The organism is Bradyrhizobium sp. 31Argb (assembly GCF_043638955.1).
Taxonomy (GTDB): Bacteria; Pseudomonadota; Alphaproteobacteria; order Rhizobiales; family Xanthobacteraceae; genus Bradyrhizobium.
Window position 1 is genome coordinate 1 of sequence record NZ_JBEGDB010000104.1, and the last position, 25,817, is coordinate 25,817.

A 25,817-nucleotide genomic window follows, 5' to 3' on the forward strand; every position below is an offset into this window, starting at 1 on the left:
TGACGCAACCTCGGACCGGCCGACAGTCGGAGCTACATCCGTCAAGCGAAAGTAACATCCTCAGGTGAGGCAATACGGCGTGCCTGATTCCCGAGCCGATCGGCCACAAGCTCTTGCGCGCGCAGGTCGGCGCGATCTGGTTCAGGGTGCGGGTGCGGGGCACGCCGGCACATGTCGCCTATTCAGAGAATGGCACCAGCGCCATTTTGTCCGGCATGCACGTGATCCGTGCGTTCCAGGACTACACCAAGCGGCTCAACGAACAGGCCGTGGATCATCCGTGGTTCAAGACTGTCAAATCGCCGATCAAGTTCAACGTCGGCATCATCAAGGGCGGCGACTGGGCGAGCTCCACGGCGGCCTGGTGCGAGTTCGATTGCCGGCTCGGCCTGCTTCCCGGCACGACTCCGCAGGAGGCGATGCGTGGCATCGAGAAGTGCCTGGCCGACGCACAAGCCACCGACAGCTTCCTGTCGAGCAATCCGGCTGAACTGATCTGGAGCGGTTTCCAGGCTGATCCGTCGGTCTTGGAGCCTGGAAGCGAAGCCGAGCAGGTGCTCGCTTCGGTGCATCAAGTGGTTTTCAACGAGCCGATGCAATTGCAGATCGGCACCGCCGTTACCGATACGCGCTACTACAAAGTGGATTATGGAATTCCGGCGCTGTGCTACGGCCATTTCGGCATCGGGCCGCATGCGTTCAATGAACGCGTCGATCTCGAAAGCGTCCGCAAGATCACACTGAGCATCGCGCTCTTCGTCGCCAACTGGTGCGGGTTGAAGAAGCTGTGATGGTCGCCGCCGCATCTGCGGCCGGCGCGTCTCATCCAGAGAGCCATGTAAACAGGAAGCGGGGATGTCATGGGAATGAATAGACGTGAATTCGGCAAGTTGGGACTGGCCGCGGGAATGGCCGGCGTTGCGGGGATCCCGCTCGGCTTGCACCGTGCCGCGGGGCAGACGCGCGGCGGCACGCTCAGCACCATTACCCATCCGGAACCGGCCATGCTGGTGTCCGCGATCAGTCAGCTCCAGTCGACACTGACGATCTGCGGCAAGATCTACGAGAGCCTGCTTCGTTACGATTTTGACCTGAAGCCGATCCCGGGCCTGGCGCAGTCCTGGACCGTTTCGCCCGACGGGTTGACCTATACGTTCAAACTCTTTCCGAATATCACCTTCCACGACGGCAAGCCGCTGACGGCCGACGACGTCATCTTCTCGATGACCAAGATCCTGCCCGAGACCCACGCGCGGGCCCGGCCGATCTTCACCCGCATTGAAAGCGCGGAAGCTCCCGATCCGCTGACCGTTGTGTTCAAGCTCAAGTCGCCGTTTTCCCCGTTCCTGGGAGCGTTCGATTGCACCACGGCGCCGATCTTGCCGAAGCACATCTACGAAGGCACGGATTTCAAGACCAACCCTGCGAACGACAAGGCAATCGGTTGCGGTCCATTCAAGCTGAAGGAATGGGTGCGGGGGTCGCACATTCACCTGATCAAGCATGAGGGCTATTACCGCGCCGGTGAACCTCATATCGACGAGATCATCTACCGGGTCATTCCGGACGCAGCGGCGCGTTCGGTCGCGCTCGAGCAGGGAACCGTCAAGCTGACGCAGTGGAGCGACATCGAGCAGTACGACGTCGCTCGCCTTACGAAGCTGCCCCATCTCGACATGACGACGAAGGGATATGAATACTTCGCGCCGCATCTGTGGCTCGAACTGAACAACCGGATTGCGCCGATGAACGACAAGCGCTTCCGTCAGGCGGTGATGTACGCGATCGACCGAAAAGCCCTGCTCCAGCGCGTCTACTTCGGTCTGGGCAAGATTGCGACCGGTCCGATCTCGTCGAAGACCCGGTTCTACGAGAAGAACGTAAAGCAGTACGAATACTCACCGGACAAGGCAAAGGCTCTTCTCGACGAGATGGGATTGAAGCCGGGCGCAGACGGCAAGCGGATCACCGTTCCGTTCCTGGTCACGCCATCGGGCGAACTCTATCGTCGTGTCGCTGAGTTCTTGCGCCAGTCGCTGCTGCGAGTCGGCATCGACATCCAGTTTGAAGGTACCGATGTCGCGGGCTGGATCCAGAAGGTCAGCAACTGGGAGTACTCGATGACGACGAATCTCGTCTATCAGCTCGGGGATCCCGCCATCGGCGTGTCACGAACCTACATTTCGTCGAACATTCGCAAAGGCATCATGTTTTCCAACACGGCCGGATATGCCAATCCGGAAGCCGATCGCCTTTTCGAGGAAGCGGCGACCGCCACGTCGGACGAGAAGCGGCAAGAGCTCTACAGCGCGGTGCAGAAGATCGTGGTCGAAGATGTGCCGATCGTATGGCTGTTGGAACAGGACTTTCCGACGTTCACCGACAAGAAGCTCAAGAATGTGACCACGACTGCCATCGGCGTTCACGAGACCTTCGGCGCGGTCCGGTTCGAATGAGCGTTGTCGCCATCACCAAGTACGGAGGCCGCTTGTCGGCCTACGTGCTGGGCATCGCTTACGGAGCGGTGAAGATCATCGGCGTGATCCTGGTCATCGCGACCTTCAACTTTATTCTCGTTCATGCGGCGCCCGGCGACCCGGCGCAGGTGATCGCAGGACAAAGCGGTGCCGCCGACGAAACATTGCTCCGTCAGATACGGTCAGCCTACGGCCTCGATCAGCCGTACCTGGTGCAACTGGCTAGCTCCCTGAAGAAAACGCTGACGCTTGATCTCGGCTATTCCTATCGGCAGCAGCGGACAGTGTTGTCGCTGCTGCTCGAGCGGCTGCCCGCGACCTTGCTGCTCACTGGTACGGCATTCATCTTGTCGCTCGTCTGCGGCACGGCGCTTGGGACCATAGCCGGCACGCGCGCGGGAAAATGGTCCGACACGTTCTTTACCATCGTCTCACTGCTGCTTTATGCCTTGCCGGTGTTCTGGCTCGGCCTGATGCTCGTGCTGCTGTTTTCCGTGCAGCTCAATTGGCTTCCCCCATTCGGCTACGCGACGATCGGCGTCGAGATGACGACGTGGCAGCGCATCGCGGATATTGCCCAGCACATGGTCCTGCCGACCTTGTCGCTGGCCGCTGTCTATCTCGCGATCTACGCCCGGCTGATGCGTTCCTCGATCATCGAGGTCAAGCAGCAGGATTTCATCAAGACGGCGCGCGCCAAGGGCGTGACCGAGTCCCAGATCGTGATGCGCCATCTGCTTCGCAACGCGATCCTGCCCGTTATCACGGTCGCCGGAATGCAGGCCGGCGCCGTGGTTGGTGGCGCGGTTGTCGTCGAGACCGTGTTCGCCTGGCCCGGCTTGGGACGGCTGATCTATGACGCCGTGCTGCAGCGCGACTATCCGGTCATGCAGGGCATCTTCCTGGTCATGTCGGTTGTCGTCATCGGGCTGAATCTGCTCACCGAGGCGGTCTATCGCATGGTGGATCCGCGCATCTCCGTAGGAAGTGTGAAGTGAGGCGAGCCATGAAGACCCTGGCATCCTTTCTTCGGCACCCGGCCGGCGTCATCGGACTGGTCATCCTGACCGGAGTCGTCGTGCTGGCCATCGTGGCGCCGACCCTGTTTCCCGTCGATCCCTGGGATATGGTGGCCGCGCCGTTCCAGCCGCCGTTCGACGGCGAGACGTGGCTCGGCTCCGACATGCTCGGCCGCGACGTCGCCGCCTGTATTGCCTATGGCGCGCGGGTCTCGCTCCTCATTGGCGTGTCGGCGACACTTGCGGCGCTCGCGATCGGCGTCACCGTGGGAGCCGTTGCCGGCTATTTCGGCGGCCGCGTCGACGACATTCTGATGCGCTTTGTCGAATTGTTCCAGACCATCCCGGGCTTCATTCTTGCCATCCTGCTGGTGGCGACGCTCGGGCCTTCACTGAGCAACGTGATCCTCGCGATCGGCGCCGTGAGCTGGCCTCAGCTTGCGCGGCTCACGCGCGCCGAGTTTCTGCGGCTGCGGAGCAGGGAGTTCGTGCAGGCCGCGGTCTGTCAGGGACAGCCGCCGGTGTCGGTGGTGATGCGTCACATCCTGCCGAACGCCGTGTCGCCGATCATCGTGACCGGCTCGCTGATGATCGCCAGCTCGATCCTGATCGAAAGCGCGCTGAGCTTCATGGGGCTCGGTGACCCCAATTTGATGTCCTGGAGATTCATGATCGGCGCGTCCCGGTCGGTGATGCGCCAGGCGTGGTGGATGAGCGTGTTCCCCGGGATAGCCATTTTCCTCACCGTGCTGGCGATCAACCTCGTTGGCGAAGGACTGAACGATACCCTGAACCCGAGACTGTCGCGGAAGGCGCGAGGTGCATGACGGACGAACCGCTGCTTGCAATCGAAAATCTGTCCGTTGCCTTGCCCACGGGTGGCGACCGGCAGTTCGCGGTGGAGAACGTCTCGCTTGCCGTACGTCGCAACGAGATCGTTTGCCTGGTCGGCGAATCCGGTTCGGGTAAGTCGATTACCGCGCACGCCGTGCTCCGGTTGCTGCCGCCGGCTCTTCACGTCGCCGCGGGCGCCATCCGTTTCAAGGATGTGGACCTCGCGACGACGGATGAAGGGGCAATGCGGGCGCTGCGAGGCGGCCCGATATCGATGATCTTCCAGGAGCCGCTTAGCGCGCTCAATCCGCTGACGCGTGTCGGTCAGCAGATCGCGGAAGCCATCGTCACGCACGCTGGCACGAAGCTGTACCGTTCCGAGTTGGACGCGCGGGTCATCGAACTGATCGCGGCGGTCGGCCTGCCCGATCCTCCGGCGCTCGCGCGCAGCTATCCATTTCAGCTCTCCGGCGGTCAGCGCCAACGCATCATGATCGCGATCGCGATGGCCAACGAACCGGCGCTGCTGCTCGCCGATGAGCCGACGACCGCACTTGACGTCACCACGCAAAAGCAAATCCTCGGCTTGATCCGTAAGTTGCAGGCCGAGCGGGGAATGGGCGTCCTGTTCATCACGCATGACTTTGGCGTCGTCGCCGACATCGCCGACCGTGTCGTCGTCATGCGCAACGGCTGTGTGGTCGAGCAGGGCACGGTCGACGAGGTCCTTCGCGCGCCGAAGAACGACTACACCAAGGCACTCATTGCGGCAGTGCCGGGCGGTCGGCCCGCCACAAAGCACAACCATGCGCTGGGCAGCGATCCGTTGGTGGAAGCCCGCGGTCTCAACAAGGTGTTCGCGACCCGGCAGGGCGCCTTCAGGCCAGTGCGACGGGTATCGGCCGTCCAGGACGTCGCCCTCACGCTGCGGCCGCGCGAGACGGTCGCCGTCGTCGGGGAGTCCGGATCGGGAAAATCGACGCTCGCGCGCATGATCATGCGGCTGATCGAGCCCGACACCGGTACGATCGATTTCGATGGAGTGGACTTTCTCAAATTGAAAGGCGCGCAGTTGCGTGCGATGCGCCGCAAGGTGCAGATCGTCTTTCAGGATCCCTTTGCGGCCCTCGATCCTCGACAAAAGGTTGGCGAGGCCATCGCGCGCGGACCGATGACCTATGGAACGCCGCCGGCCGAAGCCATTGCAGACGCAAAGCGACTGTTGGCACGAGTCGGGCTGAAAGAGAGCGCATATGAACGCTATCCTCATGAGTTCTCCGGAGGGCAACGCCAGCGCATTTGTATCGCGCGCGCGATCGCGTTGAAGCCGCTGGTGCTGGTCGCGGACGAGGCCGTTTCGGCGCTCGACGTTTCCGTGCAGCAGCACATCCTGGAATTGCTGGCCGAGCTGCGCGAGGAAATGAACCTGGCAATGCTGTTCATCACGCACGACCTGCGTGTCGCATCGGAGATCGCCGACAGGATCGTCGTCATGCGGCGCGGCGAAATCGTCGAGCACGGGGAGACGCAATCGGTATTTGGCGCGCCGCAGCACGCGTACACCCGCGAGCTGCTCGAGGCCATCCCGGGGCGCTCGTTGTTCGGTCGGCCTCACGAACCGTCGGTCAACGTATGTTTCGCCTAGGCGCTCGCGAACGGGAAACACGGGGCGGAATGATATGAAGACTGGTGCGGATCATCTCTGCGACGCGCTGCTCGCGCTTGGCGTCGATACCTGCTTCGCCAATCCTGGCACGTCGGAGATGCACTTTGTCGCCGCGCTCGATCGTCGGCTGGACATGCGATGCGTGCTTGGGCTGTTCGAGGGCGTCGTCACCGGAGCTGCCGATGGCTACGGCCGGATGACGGACCGGCCCGCGGCCACGCTTTTGCACCTCGGGCCGGGCCTCGCGAACGGGCTCGCCAACCTCCACAACGCCAGGCGCGCCGGCACGCCGATCATCAACATCGTCGGCGAGCATTCGACCGCGCACCTTCCGCTCGACGCGCCGTTGACGAGCGACATCGAAACGCTCGCCCGGCCGATGTCCGCGTTCGTGCGCCGGATCGGCAGTGCCGCCTCGATCGAGCGGGATGTCACTGAGGCCTGGGACGCGAGCCTGGCGAACGGCATCGCGACGCTGATCTTGCCGGCGGACATGGCCTGGTCGGAACGGTCAGCCGGGGCTCCGCTCGCCAGGCGTTCGCCGCCGCCGAGGCGCGAAGTCGATCCGGATAAGTTCAAGACGGTCGTCGATCGGTTGCGCAGCGGTTGCAAGGCGGCGCTGATTCTGTCGGGGCAGGCGCTGCGTGCTGATGCGCTTGCCGATGCCGAGAGGATTTGCGCCAAGACGGGCGCGCGGTTGTTTGCGCAGGGCGTCAACGGGCGCATCGAGCGCGGGCGCGGTCGGGCACCGATCGAGAAGATATCCTTTGCCTGGGAGCCGGGTCGCGCCGCATTGGCGGGCCTCGACATGGTCGTGTTGATCGGTGCCAAGGAGCCGGTCACATTCTTTGGCTACCCAACACAGTCGGGTCGTCTCGCGCCTGAGGGGTGCAGCGTGGTCGAACTCGGCGGGCTCGGTCACGATCTGAAGGGAATTCTCGCCCATCTTGCGGAAGCTGTCGGCGCCAAGTCGGCAGCAGGTTTGCAGACAAGTCACCGGCCGCCAGCCGAGATGTCGCTCCAAGCCGACGGTCCCCTGACCGCCGAAATGATCAATCGCGTGGTCGCTGCGAAGCTGCCGGAGAACGCGATCGTGTGCGACGAGGCGATCACTTCCGCCGGCTTCTACGAGCTGTCCTACAATGCGCCGGCACACGATTATCTGCAGATCACGGGCGGTGCCATCGGGATCGGAGTGCCGATGGCGGCGGGGGCCGCGATCGCCTGTCCCGGGCGCAAGGTCGTGTCGCTTCAGGCTGATGGCAGCGGCCTCTACACGCTTCAGGGGCTCTGGACGCAAGCGCGCGAGAAGCTCGATATCGTGACCATCATCTTTGCCAACCGTGGCTACGCAATCCTCCACGGCGAAATGCGCAAGGTTGGTGTCGCCAGCCCCGGCCAAAATGCCCGCCGCATGCTCGACATCGAGGATCCCGAGATCGATTGGGTCAAGCTCGCGGGTGGCATGGGCGTAGCAGCAGAACGCGTGACGACCGTCCAGCGTTTCGCAGAAGTGTTCGATGCCGCGCTTCGGCAGCGCGGGCCGTTCGTCATCGAGGCGTCGTTGCCGTAATTTCTGAGAGGCGACATTCCATAGACGGGCAACCGCATGACACATTCCAACGCGACCGATCGTGACGGGGCCTTTGCGACGCACAGCGCGCATTGGGGAGCGTTTTCGGCGCGCTGGGACGGTCAGGATGTCTCGATCCTGCCCTACGCCGGCGATCCGGCGCCATCGCCGATCCTCGCCAATTTCAAAGGTGCCCTACGCCACAAGGCGCGTATCCTCAAGCCGATGGTCCGCCGCAACTGGCTCGAGCGTGGGCCTGGCCCGCAGCGGCGCGAAATCGGCGACGATTTTGTCGAATGCGGATGGGACACCGCGCTCGATCTGCTCGCCGGCGAACTCGCGCGCGTTCGCGACAATTTCGGCTCGCGGGCAATCTATGGAGGCTCGTACGGCTGGGCCAGCGCGGGACGTTTTCATCATGCGCAAAGCCAGATCCACCGCTTTCTCAATTTGGTTTGCGGCGGCTATGTGCGTTCGGTCAACAGCTACAGCGCGGGGGCCTCGTCAGTGATTCTGCCGCATGTGATGGGGCCGTTCGAGGCGCTTTCGCGGCGTAATGTCACCTGGGACCAGGTGTGCACCCACACCGATGTCGTGCTCGCGTTTGGCGGCATGCCGATCAAGAACTCGATGATCGCCAGCGGCGGGCTGAGCCGTCATGTCGAGCCCGACGCCATGCGCGAGGCGGTCAAGCGAGGCACGCGGTTCATCTCGATCAGCCCATTGCGCGACGATTTCCCGGCTGAGGCCAAGGCCGAGTGGATTCCGATTCGTCCGGGCACCGACGTTGCCGTGATGCTCGCGATGGCGCACACCTTGCTCGCCGAAAATCTTTGTGACCGCGCGTTTGTCGACCGCTACACGACGGGCTTCGACGTGTTCGAGCGCTATCTTCGCGGCGACAGCGACGCACAGCCCAAGCATGCCGATTGGGCGGCTGCGATCAGCGGAATTGCGGCCGACAGGATCAGGGACATCGCCCGCTTGCTCGTCCGGAATCGCAGCCTCATTGCGGTGGCTCACGCGCTACAGCGCGCACAGTATGGCGAGCAGCCGGTGTGGGCCGCCGCGGTACTTGCCGCAATGGTCGGTCAGGTCGGTCTGCCCGGCGGCGGCTACAATTATGCGCTCGGTGCGATGGGGCACACGGGCCGCCGCGTCAACGCCGTGCCAATTCCGACGATGCCGCAAGGAACCAACCCGGTTCGCGAATTCATTCCGGTGGCGCGGATTTCCGACATGCTGCTGAATCCGGGCGCGTCATTCGCGTATAACGGCCGCGAGCTGCAGTATCCCGACATCAAGCTCGTCTATTGGGCGGGCGGCAATCCGTTCCATCATCATCAGGACATTCATCGTCTGGGTCAGGCATTCGCGCGCCCTGACACGATCGTGGTCCATGAACTCGCCTGGACCGCGATGGCACGGTCCGCTGCCAGTGGCCCCGCGGCGTTCCCAATGCTCCAATAGATTTGGCTCTTTGACAAACGAAAATTTCGCAGCTTTGTAGATTAGTTCTCTTTAGAAGCTATTTTTTCGGCAACCGCGGTGAAGTTTGCGGCAACCTGTCACGCCTTGCCGGTCTTCCGCGGCTTCGACGCGGGTTTGCGCGACGGCGGGGCGATCGGCTGGATATTGGTTTCGGCCAGGTATCGCTGCAGTGCGATAGCGCGGTCGCTCGACTCGACCAGGCGCTGCACCAGGTCGAGCAGCAGCTCGAACTCACGCGCGCTCAGGCAGCCGAATTCTGCGTCGTTGACCTGCATCTGCGTCGGCGCCAGCCGCTCGAGCAACTCGACGCCCCGCGACGTGACGCTGAGCGAGAGTCGTCGGCGGTCGCCTTGATGCGCCGCCTTTTCGATCAAGCCCTTGCTTTCCAGCTTGTTGGTCACGGTGGTGACGAAGGCGCCACTGAGATGGAGGTGGTCGGCGACGGTCTTGACGTGGACGTCGCCTTGCGCCGCCAGATGCCGGATCGCGATCAGCGTGGTGTACTCGATTCCGGGAAGGCCGATGACGGCGGCATGGCCGTCGCGCAGGGTCTGATGCCGGGCCAGAAATCCGAACAGGCTGTGCACCAGTTTGCGAAACTGCTGGTCGGAGCCGTCTACGAGCAGTTCAGGGCGGGAGGTCGTGAGCGCAGTGCGATGGGTGATGCGTCCGGCGCCGGGCTTGGTGGTGATGGCGCGCGCTGCTGTCTTGGCCAAGGGATCATCTCATTGATTGGGTTCGTCGGAAGATTGAACGCTCCCAATGGCAATTGCAATGCTTGTAATTGCAATGCTTGTGCCCGGATGGGCACAGCGTTTATTGCCGCCTTGACATTCAGTCCATAATAGCTTCGGATAGTAGCTATCTAATCCTGCATCGGGCTGGCACGAGGTGCCATTTGTTCGATGTTCTTTTTTGGGGATCGCGATGGACGAGGCATCATCCGGGGCGGCTGCGGGCGGTTTGGTCAAGAACGGCGCCGAGCACGTCGCAAGCGTGCGGGACGGCAGGGCGGTCTTTCTCGACGGCGAGCGCGTCGCCGATGTATCGACGCATCCTGCCTACCGTCATGCCGTCGAGTCGGCCGGTGTGCTGTACGATTATCAGGCGCATCCCGACAATCTGGAGCGGATGACTTTTGACGTCGGCGGCGGCCGGCGCATCAGCCGCGCCTGGCAGCTCCCGAGGAGCTATGAGGATCTGGTCGAGCGTCGAAAGGCGCTGGTGGAGTGGGCCGAATTGTCATGCGGCTATCTCGGCCGGTCACCGGACCACGTCGCGTCTTCGATGTCCGGCATGATGATGGGCATCGAGGTTTTCGAAAATTATGACTCGAAGCGCGCTCAGGCGTTTCGCGACTGGTTCGACTACGCCCGCAAGAGCGACCTGTTTATGACTTACGTCATCAACAACGTGCAGGGCGACCGCTCCAAGGCGTTTGGCAGTCAGGGCAAGGGCGCCGAGGACATGGTGGCCCGTATCGTCGACGAGGACGCTTCGGGCATCACCATTCGCGGCGCCAAGCTGTTTGCCACCAGTGCGATCATGGCGAATGAGCTGTTTGTGGGCTCCGGCCAGCCGCTCCGGCCGGGTGAGGAGCATCTGGCATTTTCCTGTGCGCTGCCGATGGGCACCAAGGGATTGAAAATGCTGTCGCGAAAGTCGTTCGAGGCGCACGCGGTCAGCGAATACGATAATCCGCTCGCCTATCGCTACGACGAGAACGATGCCCTGGTGTTCTTCGACGACGTCAAGGTGCCGTGGGAACGCGTCTTCCTGCTGCGCAACACCGACATGTGCCGGGCCCAGCTCCATGATACACCGGCGCACATCTATCAGAACTATCAGGCGCAGATCCGGCTTTCGGTCAAGCTGCGGTTTCTGGTCGGCCTGGCGCGCGGCATTGCGCAGACCATCGGCACCATCAATTTCCCGCCGGTGGTCGATACGCTCGGCAAGCTCGCGTCGCAGGCCGCGCTGATCGAGGGCATGGTGTTCGGCATGGAAGCCGGCGGCGCCATGCGCGGCGAATATTTCCTGCCCAACAAGCATCTGCTTTATGCGGCGCAGGTCCAGTCGCAGGAAATGTATCCGCAGATCATCAGCACTATCCGTGAATTGGCCGGTGGGGCGCTGTTGATGCTGCCGTCATCGGTGCGGGATTTTGCCAATCCGGAATTGGCCGACATCATCTCGCTCACGCAGATTTCGCCGGCGATGAGCGGCGAGCAGCGGGTCAAGATGCTGAAAATGACCTGGGATGCGGTCGGCTCGGAATTCGCTTCGCGCCATCTGCAGTACGAGATGTTCTACGCCGGTGCGCAGTTCGTCACCCGCGGTCACAGCTATCGCACCTATGACTGGGATCGCGCCTCAGGCCTCGCCGACCGATTGGCGAGCAAGTACCGGTTGCCGGATTTCGAGAATTAATGCGCGGCGCCTGAGAAGTCGCGGGGCAGGCGGTTTTCCGCGACGCGTACGTTGCGGATACCCGCGGGCGTGTTGCGGCTGCGACCCACAAAGCGCGGTACGCCCGCCGTCAACACGGCTGATACCGCGGGGACGTCGCCGTTGCGCAATGCCGACAAGGCGTCATCCTGCGAGCCGCCGGCGCAGGCGTCGATGAGGAGTACGTCGGCTTCCTTGCCGGATTGCAGCATGCCGGTGTTGAGCCGATAGACGCGCGCGTTGTTGCCGGTGGCCGCGGCGATCGCCTGTTCCGGCGGCATGCCGCCGAGGCTTGCGAGGTGGCTGATCGTGTAGAACATGCCGAGCGGCATGATGCCGCTTCCGGTCGGCGTATCGGTGGCGATCAACAGCCGCTCCGGCTGCCCCGCATCATCGAGCAGTTTGGCCGTCAGCAGCGCGGTGCGCAGATTGCCCGCGGTGCAAAGCTGCAAGGCAATGGTGCTCTCGTTGACCAGCCGGGCAAAGCCCGCCTCCGGCATCGCCACCGGACCGCCATTGACGTGAAAGGACACGGTGGGATTGGATGCCAGCACATGCTCGGCCCAGATGCCTGACGAGCCGGGGATCGACGAGCCGCCGGTGTGCATGGTGGTCACCATGCCCAATCGTCGCGCCGCCAGCATCAACGGTGCATAGTCGAATGGCGTGGCGAAGGCGCCGAACCCAGCCTTGGCGAGCCAGATGCCGGCGCCTGCGAGTTCCTCGAGATCACCTTCAGTGAGGCCAGGCTCGAGAATGACCGAGCCGGCGTGAACCCGCACGCCGCCGGGACGATAATCCAGAAAGCAGGCCCGCGCCGCCAGCGCTAGCGCCTTGACGCCGGCCGCATCCTTCGGCCGGCCCGGCACATGCACCTCCGATGCGGTGATCGCCGTCGTCGTGCCGCCGTGTAGATAGCTTTCGAGATAGCCGACGACGCGCTGGCGCGGGGTGTAATCGCCGAACGTGATGTGCACGTGGCTGTCGATCAGTCCGGGCACCGCCGTCGTTCCCGCGGCATCAATCACCACGTCGCAAGCTGCGACCGCGTCAGCAGAAAGCGTTCCGATCTCGACGATCTTGCCGTCGTTGATCAGGATGCCGTCGCCCTTCGCGAAGGGAATGGAGAGGTCGCCCGTAACGATAGTGCCGATATTGACGATCGCGGTGCGCATGGAGTGTTTCCGTCTCGCTAGGGTCAGTGCAGTCCGTCCTCGCCGACGATGGCGTCGGCGGATAGGCCTCCAACGCGCGCGTTGAGGCGGCCGCGATTGGCGAGGCAGACGATCAGCGCGATTTCGTCGGCGGCCGGCGCGTCCGGCGGCAGCGTCACCGAGACGCCGTCGTAATGTGAGCGGACGTAAAGGGCGTCCTTATGGGCCAATGGAACATCGATCAGGCACCCAGGCGCCGCGAGTTTCGTGAGGGAGGGGATCCAGGCCTTGGCGCCGCCGACGGCCTCCCGTAGCGGCGTCGCAAAGGTCGTGGTCAGCAAGGCGTTGGCATGCTCGAGTTCGCCGCCGAGGCCGACGACGCCGCCCTTGCCATAGCTTTCAGCCTTGTGCGGCCCGAGCGCCTCGATCGCCAGCTTGGCCAGCACTGCTCCAATCTCCGCGCTGGCAGCCGTCCCTTCGGACAAGTCTTCGACGTAGCGGCCGGCATAGGGATTCTGGATGATCGCGACCGCGGCAACGCGGCGCAGCGGCCTGGCATGGCGCTGGCCAGCTTCGACCTCCTTGTGATCGGTGAAACAGAGCAGGCGCCTGACATCGAGTTTCATTTTAAATCGTCTCTCCCAAAACTGCCGCCGCAAATCCTGCCGCATCAAATATGTTTGGGCAATAGCTTAGTTGCGAAGCGAGGGCATGGGCCAGGTGCTAACCTGAGGTGGATGCGGGGAGCGCGCGAGCCGAGGTAGCCCAGTCACGAAGCCTCACGATCCCACAGCGCGCGTTGGCGGCCACGCAATGTATTCTCGATCAGGTGTGCGGCCTCGTCCGCGGCATCGACCATGCCGGTCATCAGCTTGCGCATTTTTCGGAAGTCGGTTGCCGACAACCCGCGAAACAGCATGTCGTTGACCGGACGCTGTACCGCCGCCAACTCGCTGAGCAGGGTTCGGCCCTTCGGGCTTACCGCGAGGATGACCCGTCGCCGATCCTCCGAATCGGCGTCCTTGTGGACAAGGCCCCTGGCGACGAGCTTGTTGATCTCGATTGTGGCGAACGCGCCGCTGAAATGCAGATGTTCGGCGACCTGGTTCACGCCAATCTTCCTGTCCTTGCCGCTCAGATGTGCGACCGCGATCAGAACCGTATATTGCGTTCCGGACAGTCCGATCACTGCGCCAAGTTGACTCCGTACTGTCTGCAACCTTGCAAAAAAGCCGAGCGCGTCGTGAATGAAGCGTCGGAAGGCCCAGTCGGACCCATCCACCATCAAATGCGGGATCGAGACCGTTGGCTCAATTCGAGGCTTTTGTGCCTTCCGATTGGTCTTGGCCGTCCGTGATCTTGTCTTCGTCGGCATGAGTTCCTCGCTGTTGCGCCGCGATGTAACGTCTGGCACAAGCGCGAACGGCTTGCGTTGCGCTGCCGCAAAGTTCGGCGTCGGCTTGCTTGACAGCGGTCTTTTTGCCTCGATAATATAGCTTTGTTATAAAGCTAATTATGGGCTTGTGACTCCTGATGACCGCAACCTCAGATCTCGATGTGCGCGCCTTCCGCCGGGCGTTGGGGCAGTTTGCCACCGGAGTTGCCGTCATCACCGCGCAGGCCGCCGACGGAAGCGCGATCGGGTTGACCATGAGCTCGTTCAATTCCGTCTCGGTCGATCCTCCACTGATTCTGTTCTCGATCGACCGCAAGGCATTCAGTTTGGCTGCGATGACGGAAGCCAAGGGCTATGCCGTAAACATCCTGGGTCATGATCAGCAACATCTGTCGAACCAATTCGCCCGGGCGCTCGGCGACAAATGGACCGCGGTGGAGCACACGATCGGCCATATGTCGGCGCCGCTGCTCGCCGGCGCGCTGGCGCATTTCGAATGCGTGCCCTATGCGCAGTATGACGGAGGTGACCATGTGATCTTCGTCGGGAGGGTCGTGCGGTTTTCCGCCCATCCTCCCAAAGAACCGCTTATATTCTTTGGTGGGGCCTATCGCAGCCTCGCCGGAACCGAAAGCAGCCCGGAATGGCCGCTTCCAATGCACTACTAAATCCATCCAGGGGATCTCGAGGCCTTCATGATCAAGACTGGCGCACAGCACATTGCGAGCCTACGCGACGGACGCGAAGTTTATCTTGATGGCGAACTGGTGACCGATGTCACCACTCACCTGGCGTTCCGCGGCGCGGTGGCCTCAGTCGGTCGGATGTTCGACTTCCAGAGCGCGCCGGAAAATCGCGATCTCATGACATTCGAGACCGACACCGGCACGCGCGCCAATCGCATCTGGGAGTTGCCCGGCAGCTACGACGCGCTGGTCAGGCGCCGGCGCGGCCTGGAAGCCTGGACCGAGTTGCATGCCGGCTTCATGGGCCGGGCGCCGGACCATGTCGCCTCATGCATCACGGGCATGTATATGGGGCTCGAGGTTTTCGAGGCCTATGACAAGGAGCGCGCCAAGGCGCTTGCAGACTATTACCGCTATGCTCGCGACAACGATCTCTATCTGACTTACGTCATCATCAATCCACAGGCGGACCGTTCGAAGAGCGCCGCCGGGCAGGCCGATCCATACCTGAGCGCGGGCATCGTGTCGCGCGATGCCGACGGCATCACCGTGCGCGGCGCCAAGATGCTGGCGACCGGCGGGATCATGGCCAACGAGGTGTTCGTCACCTGCATCCAGCCGTTGCAGCCGGGCGATGAAAAATACGCGATCTCCTTTGCGATCCCGATGAACACCAAGGGATTGAAGATCCTCTCGCGCAAATCCTACGAGGCGGCGGCGGGGGCGGTGTTCGACAGCCCGCTGGCGAGCCGCTTCGACGAGAACGATGCGGTTCTGTATTTCGACGACGTCAAGGTGCCCTGGAACAGGGTGTTCATCGTCGATGATATCGCGATGTGCCAGAAGCAGTTCCATGTCACGCCGGCACATGTTTATCAGAACTACCAGGCCATGATCCGCCTCTCGATCAAGTTGCGCTTCCTTGCAGGAATCGCGCACCGTATCGCGGAAACCAATGGCATCATCGGTTTCCCGCAGGTCAAGGAGACGCTCGGCCAGCTTGCGGCCGAAGTCAGCATGGTGGAAGCGTTCATGGTCGCGATGGAGACCAAGGGCCAGCAGCGCGGCGCCTATTTCGTGCCGGATCGGCAGATGCTCTACGGGGCGCAGACCATGACGCAGCAGCTCTATGCCAAGATCATCAACGCGCTGCGCGAACTTGCCGGCGGCGGCATGATCATGCTGCCGTCCTCCGTGAAGGATTTCGACAATCCGGATCTGGCCAAGCTGATCGGCAAGACCCAGCAGTCGCCGGCCGCCGGCGCCGTGGACAAGGTGAAGTTCTACAAGCTCGCCTGGGATGCGGTCGGCTCGGAATTCGCCTCGCGGCATGCGCAATATGAAATGTTCTATGCCGGTGCGACCTTCGTCACCAAGGGGCATGCCTTCCGCACCTATGACTGGCAGAAGTCGGCGGCGTTGCTCGACAAGATGCTGTCGAGTTACGATCTGGCGGACGAATTGACCAATGACCAAAAACCGGCTTCATCGTCCCGGGCGGTCGCCTAAACCTCAGGAAAGTCGAAAATGGCAATCAACAAGCTTCACGACGAATTCCGCGCCATCGATATGTCCAGCGGGTGGGAGACGCCCGCGGGCTATCCGGCCGGTATCCAGCAGAAGATCCTCTCGGGCGCCCTGGACGAGGTGAACAAGCGTGGCAGCCGCACTCGCCTGCTTCGATTCGAGCCGGGCGTTTACACGACCAAGCCGTTCGTGCACGAATATTGGGAAGAGGTCTTCCTGTTTTCGGGCGACCTGATCGTCGGCAATGACGAGCAGGGCAATGGCGGCGAGTCGTTCAAGCCGAATACCTATGCCTGCCGCCCACCGGGCGTCTATCATGGACCATTCAAGTCGGTGACCGGCTGCCTTCTGATGGAGATCCACTATTTCGATCCGGCCTGAGGGCGAGCCGAGGCGTCTGATCGTCGGCATCACCGGAGCATCCGGCGCCACTTATGGCGTCCGGCTGTTGCGGCTGTTGAAGTCGACGCCGATCGAGACTCATCTAGTGATGAGCCGTTCGGCAAAGATCACGCTGACCCAGGAACTGGACGTCAAGGTCTCGGATGTGACGGCCTTGGCGGACGTCGTCCACCAAGTCGACAATATCGGCGCCTCGATCTCAAGCGGCTCGTTCAAGACGCTCGGAATGGTGATCGCGCCATGTTCGATGCGGAGCCTTGCCGAGATCGCCAGCGGCGTGACATCGTCGCTGGTGACCCGCGCCGCCGACGTGGTGTTGAAGGAGCGGCGCCGGCTCGTGCTGATGGCGCGCGAGGCGCCGCTGCATCTCGGCCATCTCAAGTCGATGGTGGCTGCGACGGAAATCGGCGCCATCGTCTATCCGCCGGTGCCGGCGTTCTACGCGCGCCCCGAGAGCCTCGATCAAATGGTTGACCACACGCTCGGCCGCGTCCTCGACCTCTTTGATATCTCGACCGATGTGGTCAGTCGTTGGCAGGGGCTCGTGCCTGCCGACACCAAGGAATCGCGTTGAGCGGCGAGGCGCCTGGGCCGGAGCGTGGCGCCTCGGCGGGCGCGAGCCAGGAGATCGATGCGGAAAGCTGGGCGTTTGCGCTGGAGCTTTATGCCGAGCCCGGTATCGCCGATGCCTGCCTTCAATTGCAGAACGAATGCGGCGTCGACGTCATGATGTTGTTGATGGCGACGTTTGCCGCCGTTCGCCGTGGGGTCGCACTGACGCCATCCGATGTTGCAGGGATGGACGCGGCATGTCGCGGCTGGCGTGAGCAGATCGTGCTTCCCCTGCGCGCGCTGCGCACGACGTTGAAGTCGGGCCCTGCGCCGGCGCCGAACGAGCAGACCGAGAACTTGCGGTCGAGCATCAAGGCGGCCGAATTGTCGGCCGAACGGTTGCAGAACGAATTGCTCGCGCAATGGCTTGCGAAGCTGCCAGCGCAGTCGCGTGCACTGCAGCGTAAGGACATCATCAGCGCGTTGAGAGCCGTGATTGATTTTGCGCTGCAAGGTCGCCGAGGCCAGCCGAGCGTGGCGCAGCTCTCGTTGATCGACGTGATCGTCGATAGGGCGCTTGGAATTTCCAACTAAGTCGACGCGTACATCTTCAGCACGACGTGCCCAGCAAGCAGGCTTGACTAGCTTTATTGCTTAGCTATTCTTGTTTGGCAATTTTTTATGGGATCGATCTTGCAGCCTGAAGTTCTCGATACGCGTTTCCGTTCGGCGCTGGCCCGTCTGGCGCAGCGTGGCCGCATCCTCACCTATGAAAAGCCGGTCGATCCGCATCTCGAGCTCGCCGCGATGCTGAAGAAGCACGACGGCAAACAGGTCTTGCTGTTTCCGTCGGTCAAGGGCTCGGACGTTCCGGTCGTCGGCAATCTCCTGAGTTCGCGGGAAAATTGCGAAGCCGGCTTCGGGCTGGATTTCAGGGGCATCCGCGGTCTCGTGCAGCGCGCCCTCGGCGGTCCGCTGAAGCCGGAGCTCGTGCGCGAAGTTCCTGTTCAGGAAGTGGTGCTGCGCACTGGCTTTGACATTACGAAGATCATTCCTGCGTTGTTTCACGCGCCGGGCGACGCTGGGCGCTACATCACCGCCGGCATCGTGGTGGTGAAGGATCCGGTCACGGGCATCTACAACGCCTCCTACCATCGCCTGCAGTTGTTGGGGCCGGACCGTGTCGCGATCAAGCTCGACTTCGGCCGTCACTTGCGGCTCGCATTCGGGCGCGCCAAGGAGCAGGGCCGGTCACTGCCGGTCGCGGTCTGCATCGGCGCCGACCTCGCACTGCACTTCACCGCGGCGACCATGGGTTCGCAGATGCCGGAAAGCGCCGACGAGCTTGCCGTTGCGGGTGGGCTGGCGGGCCGGCCGCTCACGGTCGGTAAGGCGGTGTCGCAGGATCTCCTGGTGCCGGCGGAGAGCGAGTTTGTCCTCGAAGGTGAGATTCTCGCCGACGAGGTCGCCCCCGAGGGACCATTCGGCGAGTTCGTCGGCTTCGCCGCGCCGGCGGCCGACGCGCCGGTCCTGAAGATCACCGCCGTCACGCATCGGCTGCGGCCGATCTACCACGTCATCAACGGCTTCGGGCGCGAGACCATCATCCTGCGGAAATACGTGCTGGAGGCCAGCCTGCTGAAAGTGCTGCAGTCGGCGATTCCGATCGTGACTGACGTCGAGATGACGTCAGGCGGTCTGCATCGCTTCCACGCGGTGATCCAGGTCCACAAGCTGAGCCGGCAGCACAATGGGCTTCAGCGCAACGCGATCTTGGCGGCATTCGGTGCGCTGAAGGATCTCGATCTCATCACCGTAGTCGACCACGACATCGACATCCGCGATCCCATCGACGTGGAATATGCGGTGGCGACGCGGATGGAAGCGTCTGCCGATCTGTTTCTCATCCCGGGTGCGCGCGGCCACGAATATGTGCGTGTCAGCAAAGAGGGCGTGCGGACCAAGCTCGGCATCGACGCCACGGTGCCGTTCGAGGATCAGGACAAGTTCCGGCGGGTCGAATTCGCGCCGACGCCGGTCGAGCTCAGCGAATTCACGGCGGGCGAGACGGTTGCCAGGAGCGCGCTCGGCCTTGCGGGATCGAACATCACCTGAATCATTCTCACGAAATAGATCACATGCGGGGAAACGAAAGATGATGCGAATTGCGGCGGCCGTTCTGTCGGCAGGCATGGCATTGAGCGCCACGGCGGCATCGGCGCAGGAGTGGCCGAGCAAAACGATCAAGCTGGTCGTGCCCTATGCGCCCGGCGGCTACACCGATTCGGTCGCGCGCATCACAGCGCGGTATCTAGAGAAGGAATTAGGGCAGACGGTGATCGTCGACAACCGCGCCGGCGGCGGCGGCATTGTCGGCTCGGACCTCGTGGCGAAGTCGCCCGGCGACGGTTACACGCTGTGCATCTGCAGCGTGGGGGCCATTTCGGTCGCTCCGGTCGCGCAAACGACATCGTACGATCCCGTGAAGAGCTTCAAGCCAGTCAGTGTCGTCAGCACGATTCCGCAGACCGTGATCGTCAACCCGTCGCTCCCGATCAACACGATGCAGGATCTCGTTGCCTATGCCAAGGCCAACCCTGGCAAGCTGAGCTATGGGTCCAGCGGCGCCGGCGGCCTGATGCATTACTCGGTGCAGCTATTCGATGCGCGGAACGGGACCAAGATGACGCACGTTCCGTTCAAGGGCGGTTCGCCGGCCACGGCCGCCGTGGTGTCGGGCGAGGTCAATTTGTCCTTCACCAACATGACCGATGCGTTGCCGCAGATGGAGGCCAACAAGGTGCGCGCGCTGGCGGTGACGTCGGCCAAGCGCAACGAGTTCGCGCCGCAATTGCCGACGGTGTCTGAAACGGTGACGCCGGGCTACAGCGTCGAGTCATGGAATGGCCTGATGGCGCCGGCCACCACGCCGGACTCGATCATCGCCAAACTGTCGGACGTGCTGAAGAAGATGGCGGCCGAGCCCGAGGTCAAGAAGAGCATGGCGGTGGTCGGCGCCTCGACCGTGTTCACGACACCAGACGAATACAAGGCGCAGATCGCCGCTGAAGTCGAGCAGTGGCGCGAGCTCCTCAAGGAAATCGCCGAGAAGAAGAACTGACTCACCTCGGGATAGGTGAGCGGGAGGCAATATCAGCATGAGGTCACCTGCCGGGCGGCGCGGCCACAACATCGACTTCTATTCCGGCTTGCTGCTGGTAGCGGTCGCGACGGTCGCGCTGCTTTATATCCGAACGCTCTCAGTCGGCACCGTCCTGGAGATGGGGCCAGGCTACTTCCCCCTCGGGCTTGCGCTCGTTCTGTTGGGCATGGGGCTTTGCCTTGCCGTCAAGGGACTGCTCGCTGAAGGCAATCCGATCGGATCGTTCCATCTGCGGCCGTTGATCTGCGTCCTGCTATCGTTCACGGCCTTCGGTGTGCTGGTCGAACGTGCCGGTTTGATCATCGCCATCCTCGCGCAGGTCGCAATTGCGCATTTCGCGTCCGTCGAGACCCGTTGGCGGCAAAGCCTCGTGAGCGGCGTGCTGCTCGCGGCGGCGTCAGCCGTGATCTTTGTGTGGCTTCTCAAGATTCCGGTGGACCTGCTGCCATGACCGATGTCTTCGCGCTGCTTGGTCATGGCTTTGCCGTCGCCGCGACGCCGATAAATCTATTTTTCTGCCTGGTCGGGGCTATCTGCGGCACGCTGATCGGTGTGCTGCCCGGCCTTGGCCCGGTCGCCACGATCTCGTTATTGCTGCCCGCGACCTATGCGCTCAGTCCGGTCTCCGCGATCATCATGCTGGCCGGCATCTACTACGGCGCCCAGTATGGCGGATCGACCACGGCGATCCTGGTCAATATTCCCGGCGAATCCACCTCCGTGGTCACCGCGATCGACGGCTACAAGATGGCCCAGCAGGGCAGGGCGAGCGAGGCGCTCGCGATCGCAGCCATCGGGTCGTTCATCGCGGGGTGCATCGGCACGGTCGTCATCGCGTTGCTTGGACCGCCGCTGGCGTTGATGACGCAGCAATTCGCCTCGCCGGACTATTTTTCGCTGATGGTGCTCGGGCTCGTCTCGGCCGTGGTGCTCGCCAACGGTTCGGCGTTCCGCGCGATCGCGATGATCTTTCTCGGCCTGCTACTCGGCATGGTCGGCATGGACCTCAACACCGGCGAAGCCCGCATGACGTTCGGCCTTGTTGAACTGTCCGACGGCATCAATTTCGTCGCGCTTGTCATGGGGCTGTTCGGCGTCGCCGAAGTGATCTCCAATCTCGAGGCGCGTCGGTTCGCATCGTCAACAAGATGCGGATCGGCACCATCTGGCCGTCGTTCAGCGCATTGCGCGGCGCCTGGGGCGCCGTTCTGCGCGGCACCGCCCTCGGCACGCTGTTCGGCATCCTGCCGGGCGGTGGTGCGACCATCGCGTCGTTCTCGGCCTACGCCCTCGAGAAGCGCGTCGCCAAGGATCGGTCACGGTTCGGCAATGGCGCCATTGAAGGCGTGGCGGGGCCTGAAAGCGCCAACAATGCCGCGGCGCAGACGTCGTTCGTGCCGTTGCTGACGATGGGCATCCCGACCAGCGCCACCATGGCGTTGATGGTCGGCGCCTTGACGCTGCACGGCATCGCGCCCGGACCGATGATCATCTCCCGGCAGCCGGACCTGTTCTGGGGCCTGATCGCCAGCATGTTCCTCGGCAATGCAATGCTGGTGATCATCAATCTGCCGATGATCGGGATTTGGGTTCGTCTGCTCGCGGTTCCATACCGGTTGCTTTATCTGGTCATCGTCGTCATCTGCGCCATCGGCGTCTACTCGGTGAATAATTCGAGCTTTGACGTTTACATGACGGTCGGCTTTTCCCTGCTGGGTTACGTCCTGCGCAAGCTCGACGCCGAGCCGGCGCCATTGTTGATGGGCTTTGTCCTCGGACCCATGGTCGAGGAGAATTTCCGGCGCAGCCTGATCACCTCGCATGGCGATCCCATGGTCTTCCTGCAGCGGCCGATAAGTCTCGCGCTGCTCCTGATCTCGGCAGCCTTGCTGATCTCGATCATGATGCCGGCGATCCGGCAGCGCCGCGTCGAAGTCTTCCAGGAATGAGCGGCCGGCAGGACGCCATCGCGCAACCAGGAACGAGCCCGTGAACAAGTATGATCCGGTGCAACCGGCCGGTCCGGTAACGGCCTTGCGCAGCGGCGGCCAGCTATTGGTCTCCGCATTGCGCATCAATGGCATCGACCGAATGTTCGGCGTACCCGGCGAGAGCGCGCTGCCGATTTTCGACTCGCTATTGGATGCAGGCATCCACTTCGTGACCTGTCGTCATGAGGCCACGGCTTCGCATATGGCGGAAGCGGACGGCAAGATTTCCGGGCGTCCCGGCGTTTGCGTCGTCAGCCGCGGCCCCGGCGCGATGCACGCCGCGATCGGATTGCATACCGCCTGGCAGGATTCGACGCCGATGATCCTGATCATCGGACAGGTGCCGCGCAGCCACCGCGGCCGCGAGGCATTTCAGGAAATCAACTACGTCAGAACATTCGACGACATGGCGAAATGGGTCGGCGAGATCCAGTCGCCGGACCAGATTCCCGAGTTCGTCAATCGTGCCTTCCACATTGCGATGCAGGGGCGTCCCGGCCCGGTGGTGCTGTCGTTCCCCGAAGACGTCCTTAGTGCCATCAGCGATGCCGCCGATGCGCTCCCCGCGCAGATTGTCGAGACCGCGCCGTCGGATCAGCAAATGGCGCGGGTCGGCGAACTGCTCAGTCGAGCGCAAAAGCCGCTCGTCATCGTCGGCAATCTCGGCTGGACGCCGGAGGCGGCCGAGCAATTCAAGGCGTTCGTTGCGCGCAACGAGCTGCCGGTCGTTGCAGGCTTCCGGTCGCAGGACGTGCTGGACAATCGAAGCCCGAACTATGTCGGCGATCTCAGCCTCGGCTGCAGCAAGGCCTTGATGGAGCGCGTCAAGGCGGCAGACTTGCTCCTGGTGATCGGGGACAGGCTTGGCGATGTCACCACCAACCATTTCTCGTTGCTCGACGTGCCGACGCCGAAGCAAGTTCTGATCCATGTGTTCCCGGGAACGGAGGAGCTCGGCAGGACCTATAATCCGACACTCGCGATCCAATCGAGATCGTCCAATTTCGTCGCCGCGCTCGCGAAGCTGCGGCCACTGGATGCAAAGCCGTGGGCTACATGGCGCGAGGAGTCACGCCAGGCTCTGGTCAACTATCAGTCGCCACGGCCCGATACGGCGAGCTTCGATCTCTCCAAGGTGATCGCCCATCTCAATCGCGTATTGCCTGATGATGCCATTGTCACCAATGGCGCCGGGAACTATACGATCTGGCTGCATCGCTATTACGGCTACCGGCAACTCGGCACGCAGATTGCGCCGAAGTCCGGCTCGATGGGCTATGGCCTGCCGGCGGCGATCGCAGCGAAGCTGCGTCATCCGGACCGCACGGTGGTCTGTCTCGCCGGCGATGGTTGCTTCATGATGGCGTCGCAGGAGTTTGCGACCGCGGTTCAGCACAAGCTTCCGATCATTGTCATCATCGTCAATAACGGTATGTACGGCTCGATCCGGATGCATCAGGAGAGCCATTTTCCGAATCGACCGAGCGGCACGGATCTGCTGAATCCGGATTTCGCGGCCTTGGCGAAATCGTATGGGGTGCACGGCGAGATTGTCGATCACCACGATCAATTCCCCGATGCCTTTGCGCTGGCTGTAAAGGCAGATCGGCCGACCGTCATCGAACTGCGCGTCAATCGCAATCAACTCACCCCGGATCGTAGCCTGTAAAAGTTCGACTCAAGAAATCGCGCCTACATGGAACGGACATGAAGAACGACATCGAATTCACTTTGGTTGCCGAGAACGCCGCAACGCCGCTCAAATTGTCGATCACGCAGGCGGTGATCGCCGGCTGGACCGGGCGCGATCCGGTCGCGCGCGATAAGCACATTGCCGAGCTTGCGGCGATCGGCATCGCGCCGCCGGCCTCGACGCCGATCTATTACCGATGTGCAGCGCGCAGGCTGACAACTGCCGGCAGCATCGAATGCACCGGCACCGAGTCGAGCGGAGAGGTCGAGTTCGTGCTGTTTGGATTTGAGGGGCGTACGCTCGTCGGCGTCGGCTCTGATCACACCGATCGCAAGGTCGAAACCTACAACATCACGGTGTCCAAGCAGATGTGCGACAAGCCCGTGGCGCCGATGCTGTGGGATCTCGCCGAAATCGAAGGCCACTGGGACCAGATCATGCTGCGATCCTGGGCGACGATCGCCGGCGAACGCGTGCTTTATCAGGAAGGCGCGCTGAGCGGAATGCTGCCGGTGCCCGATCTGATCGAGCGCGGATTTGGCAGTGGCAAACTGCCTGACGGCTGCGCCATGTTCTGCGGCACCTTCGCCGCCAAGGGTGGCATCCGCCCAGCCAGCCGATTCGATTATGTGATCGAAGATCCCGTCCTGAAGCGCAGCATCAGCCACGGCTACGAGATCATCACGCTGCCGGTGCTAGGCTAAATCCCTACGCCGGGACTTCACACCCGGCGCTGTCAACTTCGCAGAAGCGCTTGTAAAGCCACTTCTGCCCGTCATGCCGGCGCCACACGCGGCCATGCACCAGTTTTCCGGTGATCGATCGCCGAGGGACGATGACGGTCCATAGATGCCAAAGTCTCGTCCAGGATGGCTTTGGACGGCGGGCGATCATCAGCGGTGTTTCCAACGCTGGAACGAAACCCATCGGGCGGAGTATGATCGCCCGATGGGCATCGCCATGTTAGTCCCGGCAAGGGCAATTTCCGGCGAGGCCGATGCTATCGCGACCGTGCGCGCGGTCTCAATGACATTCGGTCGTTAAGCTTGATGCTGGCGATTCCAGTTAATTCTGGAACTCGGTCGACGCATTCCTGTCCGGGTCTCGATCATTCTTGTTGCCTTCGGAGAGGCGGACGCGCCGCTCATAGTGTTGCGCCAATTGCAGCAGGCGTCGCTTGATCAAGGGATCAGCTTGCTCCGCAATAGCGCGAACCGCACGCGCTCTTTCTCTGCAAAACTCGTCATCCATTCGATTGGTCCCCGCAGACATTCCGCAAGCGCGAGAGACCTTAGCGTGGTTGACCCGATTTAATTGTGATCGAGATCACACCTCCAGGTCAAAGTCGAAGCGAGTTCCGGCTACGCGGTGACGCATATCTCGACATACGCCGTGATCTGCAAGACTTTCGCACATCCGGATTGGAGCGACGGCATTCAAATTTGACGGGGCAACGTAGGAGTTTGATATCGGAAGAGCAGCGATCCTCGCAAATCTTCCAGCACTCGTATCGACGGCAACGCAATCATTGCCTGTCCTGGCAAACAAAGCTGGTTTCATTTCATTGACTGAAGATCGATCGCTCTTACGATTTGCTGATCATAGTTTCGTCTCCGCCGACGCTTCAGCGACCGAGGCATGGCGGAGCAACAGGATCGCGCAACCATGTCTAGGCCGTGTGGACAGTTACCTTATCCAGAGCAGAGTGGCGGCAATGGCGACGACGGCGAAGTAGTTTCGCGCGG

The 25,817-nt window shown here is 62.3% G+C and carries 23 protein-coding genes and 2 pseudogenes; 20 read left to right on the top strand and 5 right to left on the bottom strand.

Annotated features, from left to right (window positions below):
• Window positions 1–77: 77 nt before the first annotated feature.
• The 7 genes and pseudogenes from AAFX91_RS20610 to AAFX91_RS20640 form a co-directional block, all read left to right on the top strand.
• Window positions 78–791, top strand: a pseudogene (locus AAFX91_RS20610) (peptidase dimerization domain-containing protein); the annotation flags it as partial.
• A gap of 75 nt (window positions 792–866) precedes the next feature.
• Complete coding sequence (locus AAFX91_RS20615) at window positions 867–2,456, top strand: ABC transporter substrate-binding protein (protein ID WP_394567669.1); 1,590 nt, start codon at window positions 867–869, stop codon at window positions 2,454–2,456.
• Window positions 2,453–3,475 carry an ABC transporter permease gene (locus tag AAFX91_RS20620; RefSeq protein WP_394567671.1) on the top strand — a complete coding sequence of 341 codons (1,023 nt, stop codon included), beginning with the start codon at window positions 2,453–2,455 and terminating at the stop codon, window positions 3,473–3,475. The genes AAFX91_RS20615 and AAFX91_RS20620 overlap by 4 nt, the downstream gene beginning before the upstream one ends.
• 8 nt (window positions 3,476–3,483) lie before the next feature.
• Window positions 3,484–4,323, top strand: coding sequence for an ABC transporter permease (locus AAFX91_RS20625; protein WP_394567672.1), 840 nt, complete (start codon window positions 3,484–3,486; stop codon window positions 4,321–4,323).
• A complete protein-coding gene (locus tag AAFX91_RS20630) occupies window positions 4,320–5,975 on the top strand; it encodes an ABC transporter ATP-binding protein (protein WP_394567673.1) in 1,656 nt (551 codons plus the stop codon). The genes AAFX91_RS20625 and AAFX91_RS20630 overlap by 4 nt, the downstream gene beginning before the upstream one ends.
• A 34-nt stretch (window positions 5,976–6,009) precedes the next feature.
• Window positions 6,010–7,569 carry an acetolactate synthase large subunit gene (locus AAFX91_RS20635; protein WP_394567674.1) on the top strand — a complete coding sequence of 520 codons (1,560 nt, stop codon included), beginning with the start codon at window positions 6,010–6,012 and terminating at the stop codon, window positions 7,567–7,569.
• Window positions 7,570–7,605: 36 nt separating this feature from the next.
• A complete protein-coding gene (locus AAFX91_RS20640) occupies window positions 7,606–9,039 on the top strand; it encodes a molybdopterin-dependent oxidoreductase (RefSeq protein WP_394567676.1) in 1,434 nt (477 codons plus the stop codon).
• A 98-nt stretch (window positions 9,040–9,137) separates the two neighbouring features.
• On the opposite strand, the gene AAFX91_RS20645 is transcribed toward AAFX91_RS20640, so the two are convergent.
• The gene (locus AAFX91_RS20645) at window positions 9,138–9,776 is read right to left on the bottom strand and encodes a MarR family winged helix-turn-helix transcriptional regulator (RefSeq protein WP_130579810.1); all 639 of its coding nucleotides are present in this window, start codon (window positions 9,774–9,776) and stop codon (window positions 9,138–9,140) included.
• Window positions 9,777–9,987: 211 nt separating this feature from the next.
• Between AAFX91_RS20645 and AAFX91_RS20650 the strand changes: the two genes are divergently transcribed.
• Window positions 9,988–11,490: a 4-hydroxyphenylacetate 3-hydroxylase family protein gene (locus tag AAFX91_RS20650; RefSeq protein ID WP_394567677.1), complete on the top strand. Its 1,503-nt coding sequence runs from the start codon at window positions 9,988–9,990 to the stop codon at window positions 11,488–11,490.
• Here AAFX91_RS20650 and AAFX91_RS20655 read toward each other — a convergent pair.
• From AAFX91_RS20655 to AAFX91_RS20665, 3 genes are all read right to left on the bottom strand, one after another.
• On the bottom strand, window positions 11,487–12,683 hold the full coding sequence (locus AAFX91_RS20655; RefSeq protein WP_394567678.1) for an amidohydrolase family protein: 1,197 nt from the start codon (window positions 12,681–12,683) through the stop codon (window positions 11,487–11,489). The two genes, AAFX91_RS20650 and AAFX91_RS20655, sit on opposite strands and share 4 nt — an antisense overlap.
• Window positions 12,684–12,706: 23 nt before the next feature.
• Window positions 12,707–13,288, bottom strand: coding sequence for an amino acid synthesis family protein (locus AAFX91_RS20660; RefSeq protein ID WP_394567680.1), 582 nt, complete (start codon window positions 13,286–13,288; stop codon window positions 12,707–12,709).
• A 143-nt stretch (window positions 13,289–13,431) separates the two neighbouring features.
• On the bottom strand, window positions 13,432–13,851 hold the full coding sequence (locus AAFX91_RS20665; RefSeq protein ID WP_282528427.1) for a MarR family winged helix-turn-helix transcriptional regulator: 420 nt from the start codon (window positions 13,849–13,851) through the stop codon (window positions 13,432–13,434).
• Window positions 13,852–14,195: 344 nt separating this feature from the next.
• Between AAFX91_RS20665 and AAFX91_RS20670 the strand changes: the two genes are divergently transcribed.
• The 12 genes and pseudogenes from AAFX91_RS20670 to AAFX91_RS20725 all read left to right on the top strand — a co-directional run bounded on the left by AAFX91_RS20670 (window position 14,196) and on the right by AAFX91_RS20725 (window position 24,776).
• Window positions 14,196–14,726, top strand: a complete 531-nt coding sequence (locus AAFX91_RS20670; RefSeq protein WP_282528426.1) for a flavin reductase family protein — start codon at window positions 14,196–14,198, stop codon at window positions 14,724–14,726.
• 27 nt (window positions 14,727–14,753) lie between these two features.
• Window positions 14,754–16,253 (top strand): 4-hydroxyphenylacetate 3-hydroxylase family protein, encoded by a 1,500-nt coding sequence (locus AAFX91_RS20675; protein ID WP_394567681.1) that lies wholly within the window; start codon window positions 14,754–14,756, stop codon window positions 16,251–16,253.
• An 18-nt stretch (window positions 16,254–16,271) separates the two neighbouring features.
• The gene (locus AAFX91_RS20680; RefSeq protein ID WP_225705032.1) at window positions 16,272–16,652 is read left to right on the top strand and encodes a cupin domain-containing protein; all 381 of its coding nucleotides are present in this window, start codon (window positions 16,272–16,274) and stop codon (window positions 16,650–16,652) included.
• On the top strand, window positions 16,642–17,247 hold the full coding sequence (locus tag AAFX91_RS20685) for a UbiX family flavin prenyltransferase (protein ID WP_394567691.1): 606 nt from the start codon (window positions 16,642–16,644) through the stop codon (window positions 17,245–17,247). Before AAFX91_RS20680 ends, AAFX91_RS20685 begins: the two co-directional genes overlap by 11 nt.
• Entirely contained in the window at window positions 17,244–17,819 is a 576-nt protein-coding gene (locus tag AAFX91_RS20690; protein ID WP_394567683.1) for a TIGR02444 family protein, read from the top strand. The genes AAFX91_RS20685 and AAFX91_RS20690 overlap by 4 nt, the downstream gene beginning before the upstream one ends.
• Before the next feature lie 99 nt (window positions 17,820–17,918).
• Window positions 17,919–19,340, top strand: a complete 1,422-nt coding sequence (locus AAFX91_RS20695; RefSeq protein WP_394567684.1) for a UbiD family decarboxylase — start codon at window positions 17,919–17,921, stop codon at window positions 19,338–19,340.
• A gap of 40 nt (window positions 19,341–19,380) precedes the next feature.
• A complete protein-coding gene (locus AAFX91_RS20700) occupies window positions 19,381–20,346 on the top strand; it encodes a Bug family tripartite tricarboxylate transporter substrate binding protein (RefSeq protein WP_394567685.1) in 966 nt (321 codons plus the stop codon).
• A 37-nt stretch (window positions 20,347–20,383) separates the two neighbouring features.
• Window positions 20,384–20,839, top strand: a complete 456-nt coding sequence (locus tag AAFX91_RS20705) for a tripartite tricarboxylate transporter TctB family protein (protein WP_394567686.1) — start codon at window positions 20,384–20,386, stop codon at window positions 20,837–20,839.
• A pseudogene (locus AAFX91_RS20710) lies at window positions 20,836–21,513 on the top strand (tripartite tricarboxylate transporter permease); the annotation flags it as partial. The gene AAFX91_RS20705 and the pseudogene AAFX91_RS20710, both read left to right, overlap by 4 nt.
• A 23-nt stretch (window positions 21,514–21,536) precedes the next feature.
• Window positions 21,537–22,337 carry a tripartite tricarboxylate transporter permease gene (locus tag AAFX91_RS20715; RefSeq protein ID WP_394567687.1) on the top strand — a complete coding sequence of 267 codons (801 nt, stop codon included), beginning with the start codon at window positions 21,537–21,539 and terminating at the stop codon, window positions 22,335–22,337.
• A 40-nt stretch (window positions 22,338–22,377) separates the two neighbouring features.
• Entirely contained in the window at window positions 22,378–24,048 is a 1,671-nt protein-coding gene (locus AAFX91_RS20720) for a thiamine pyrophosphate-binding protein (protein ID WP_394567688.1), read from the top strand.
• 38 nt (window positions 24,049–24,086) lie between these two features.
• Window positions 24,087–24,776, top strand: coding sequence for a DUF2848 domain-containing protein (locus AAFX91_RS20725; protein ID WP_130579757.1), 690 nt, complete (start codon window positions 24,087–24,089; stop codon window positions 24,774–24,776).
• Window positions 24,777–25,137: 361 nt separating this feature from the next.
• On the opposite strand, the gene AAFX91_RS20730 is transcribed toward AAFX91_RS20725, so the two are convergent.
• On the bottom strand, window positions 25,138–25,323 hold the full coding sequence (locus AAFX91_RS20730) for a hypothetical protein (RefSeq protein ID WP_394567690.1): 186 nt from the start codon (window positions 25,321–25,323) through the stop codon (window positions 25,138–25,140).
• Between the last annotated feature and the right edge of the window lie 494 nt (window positions 25,324–25,817).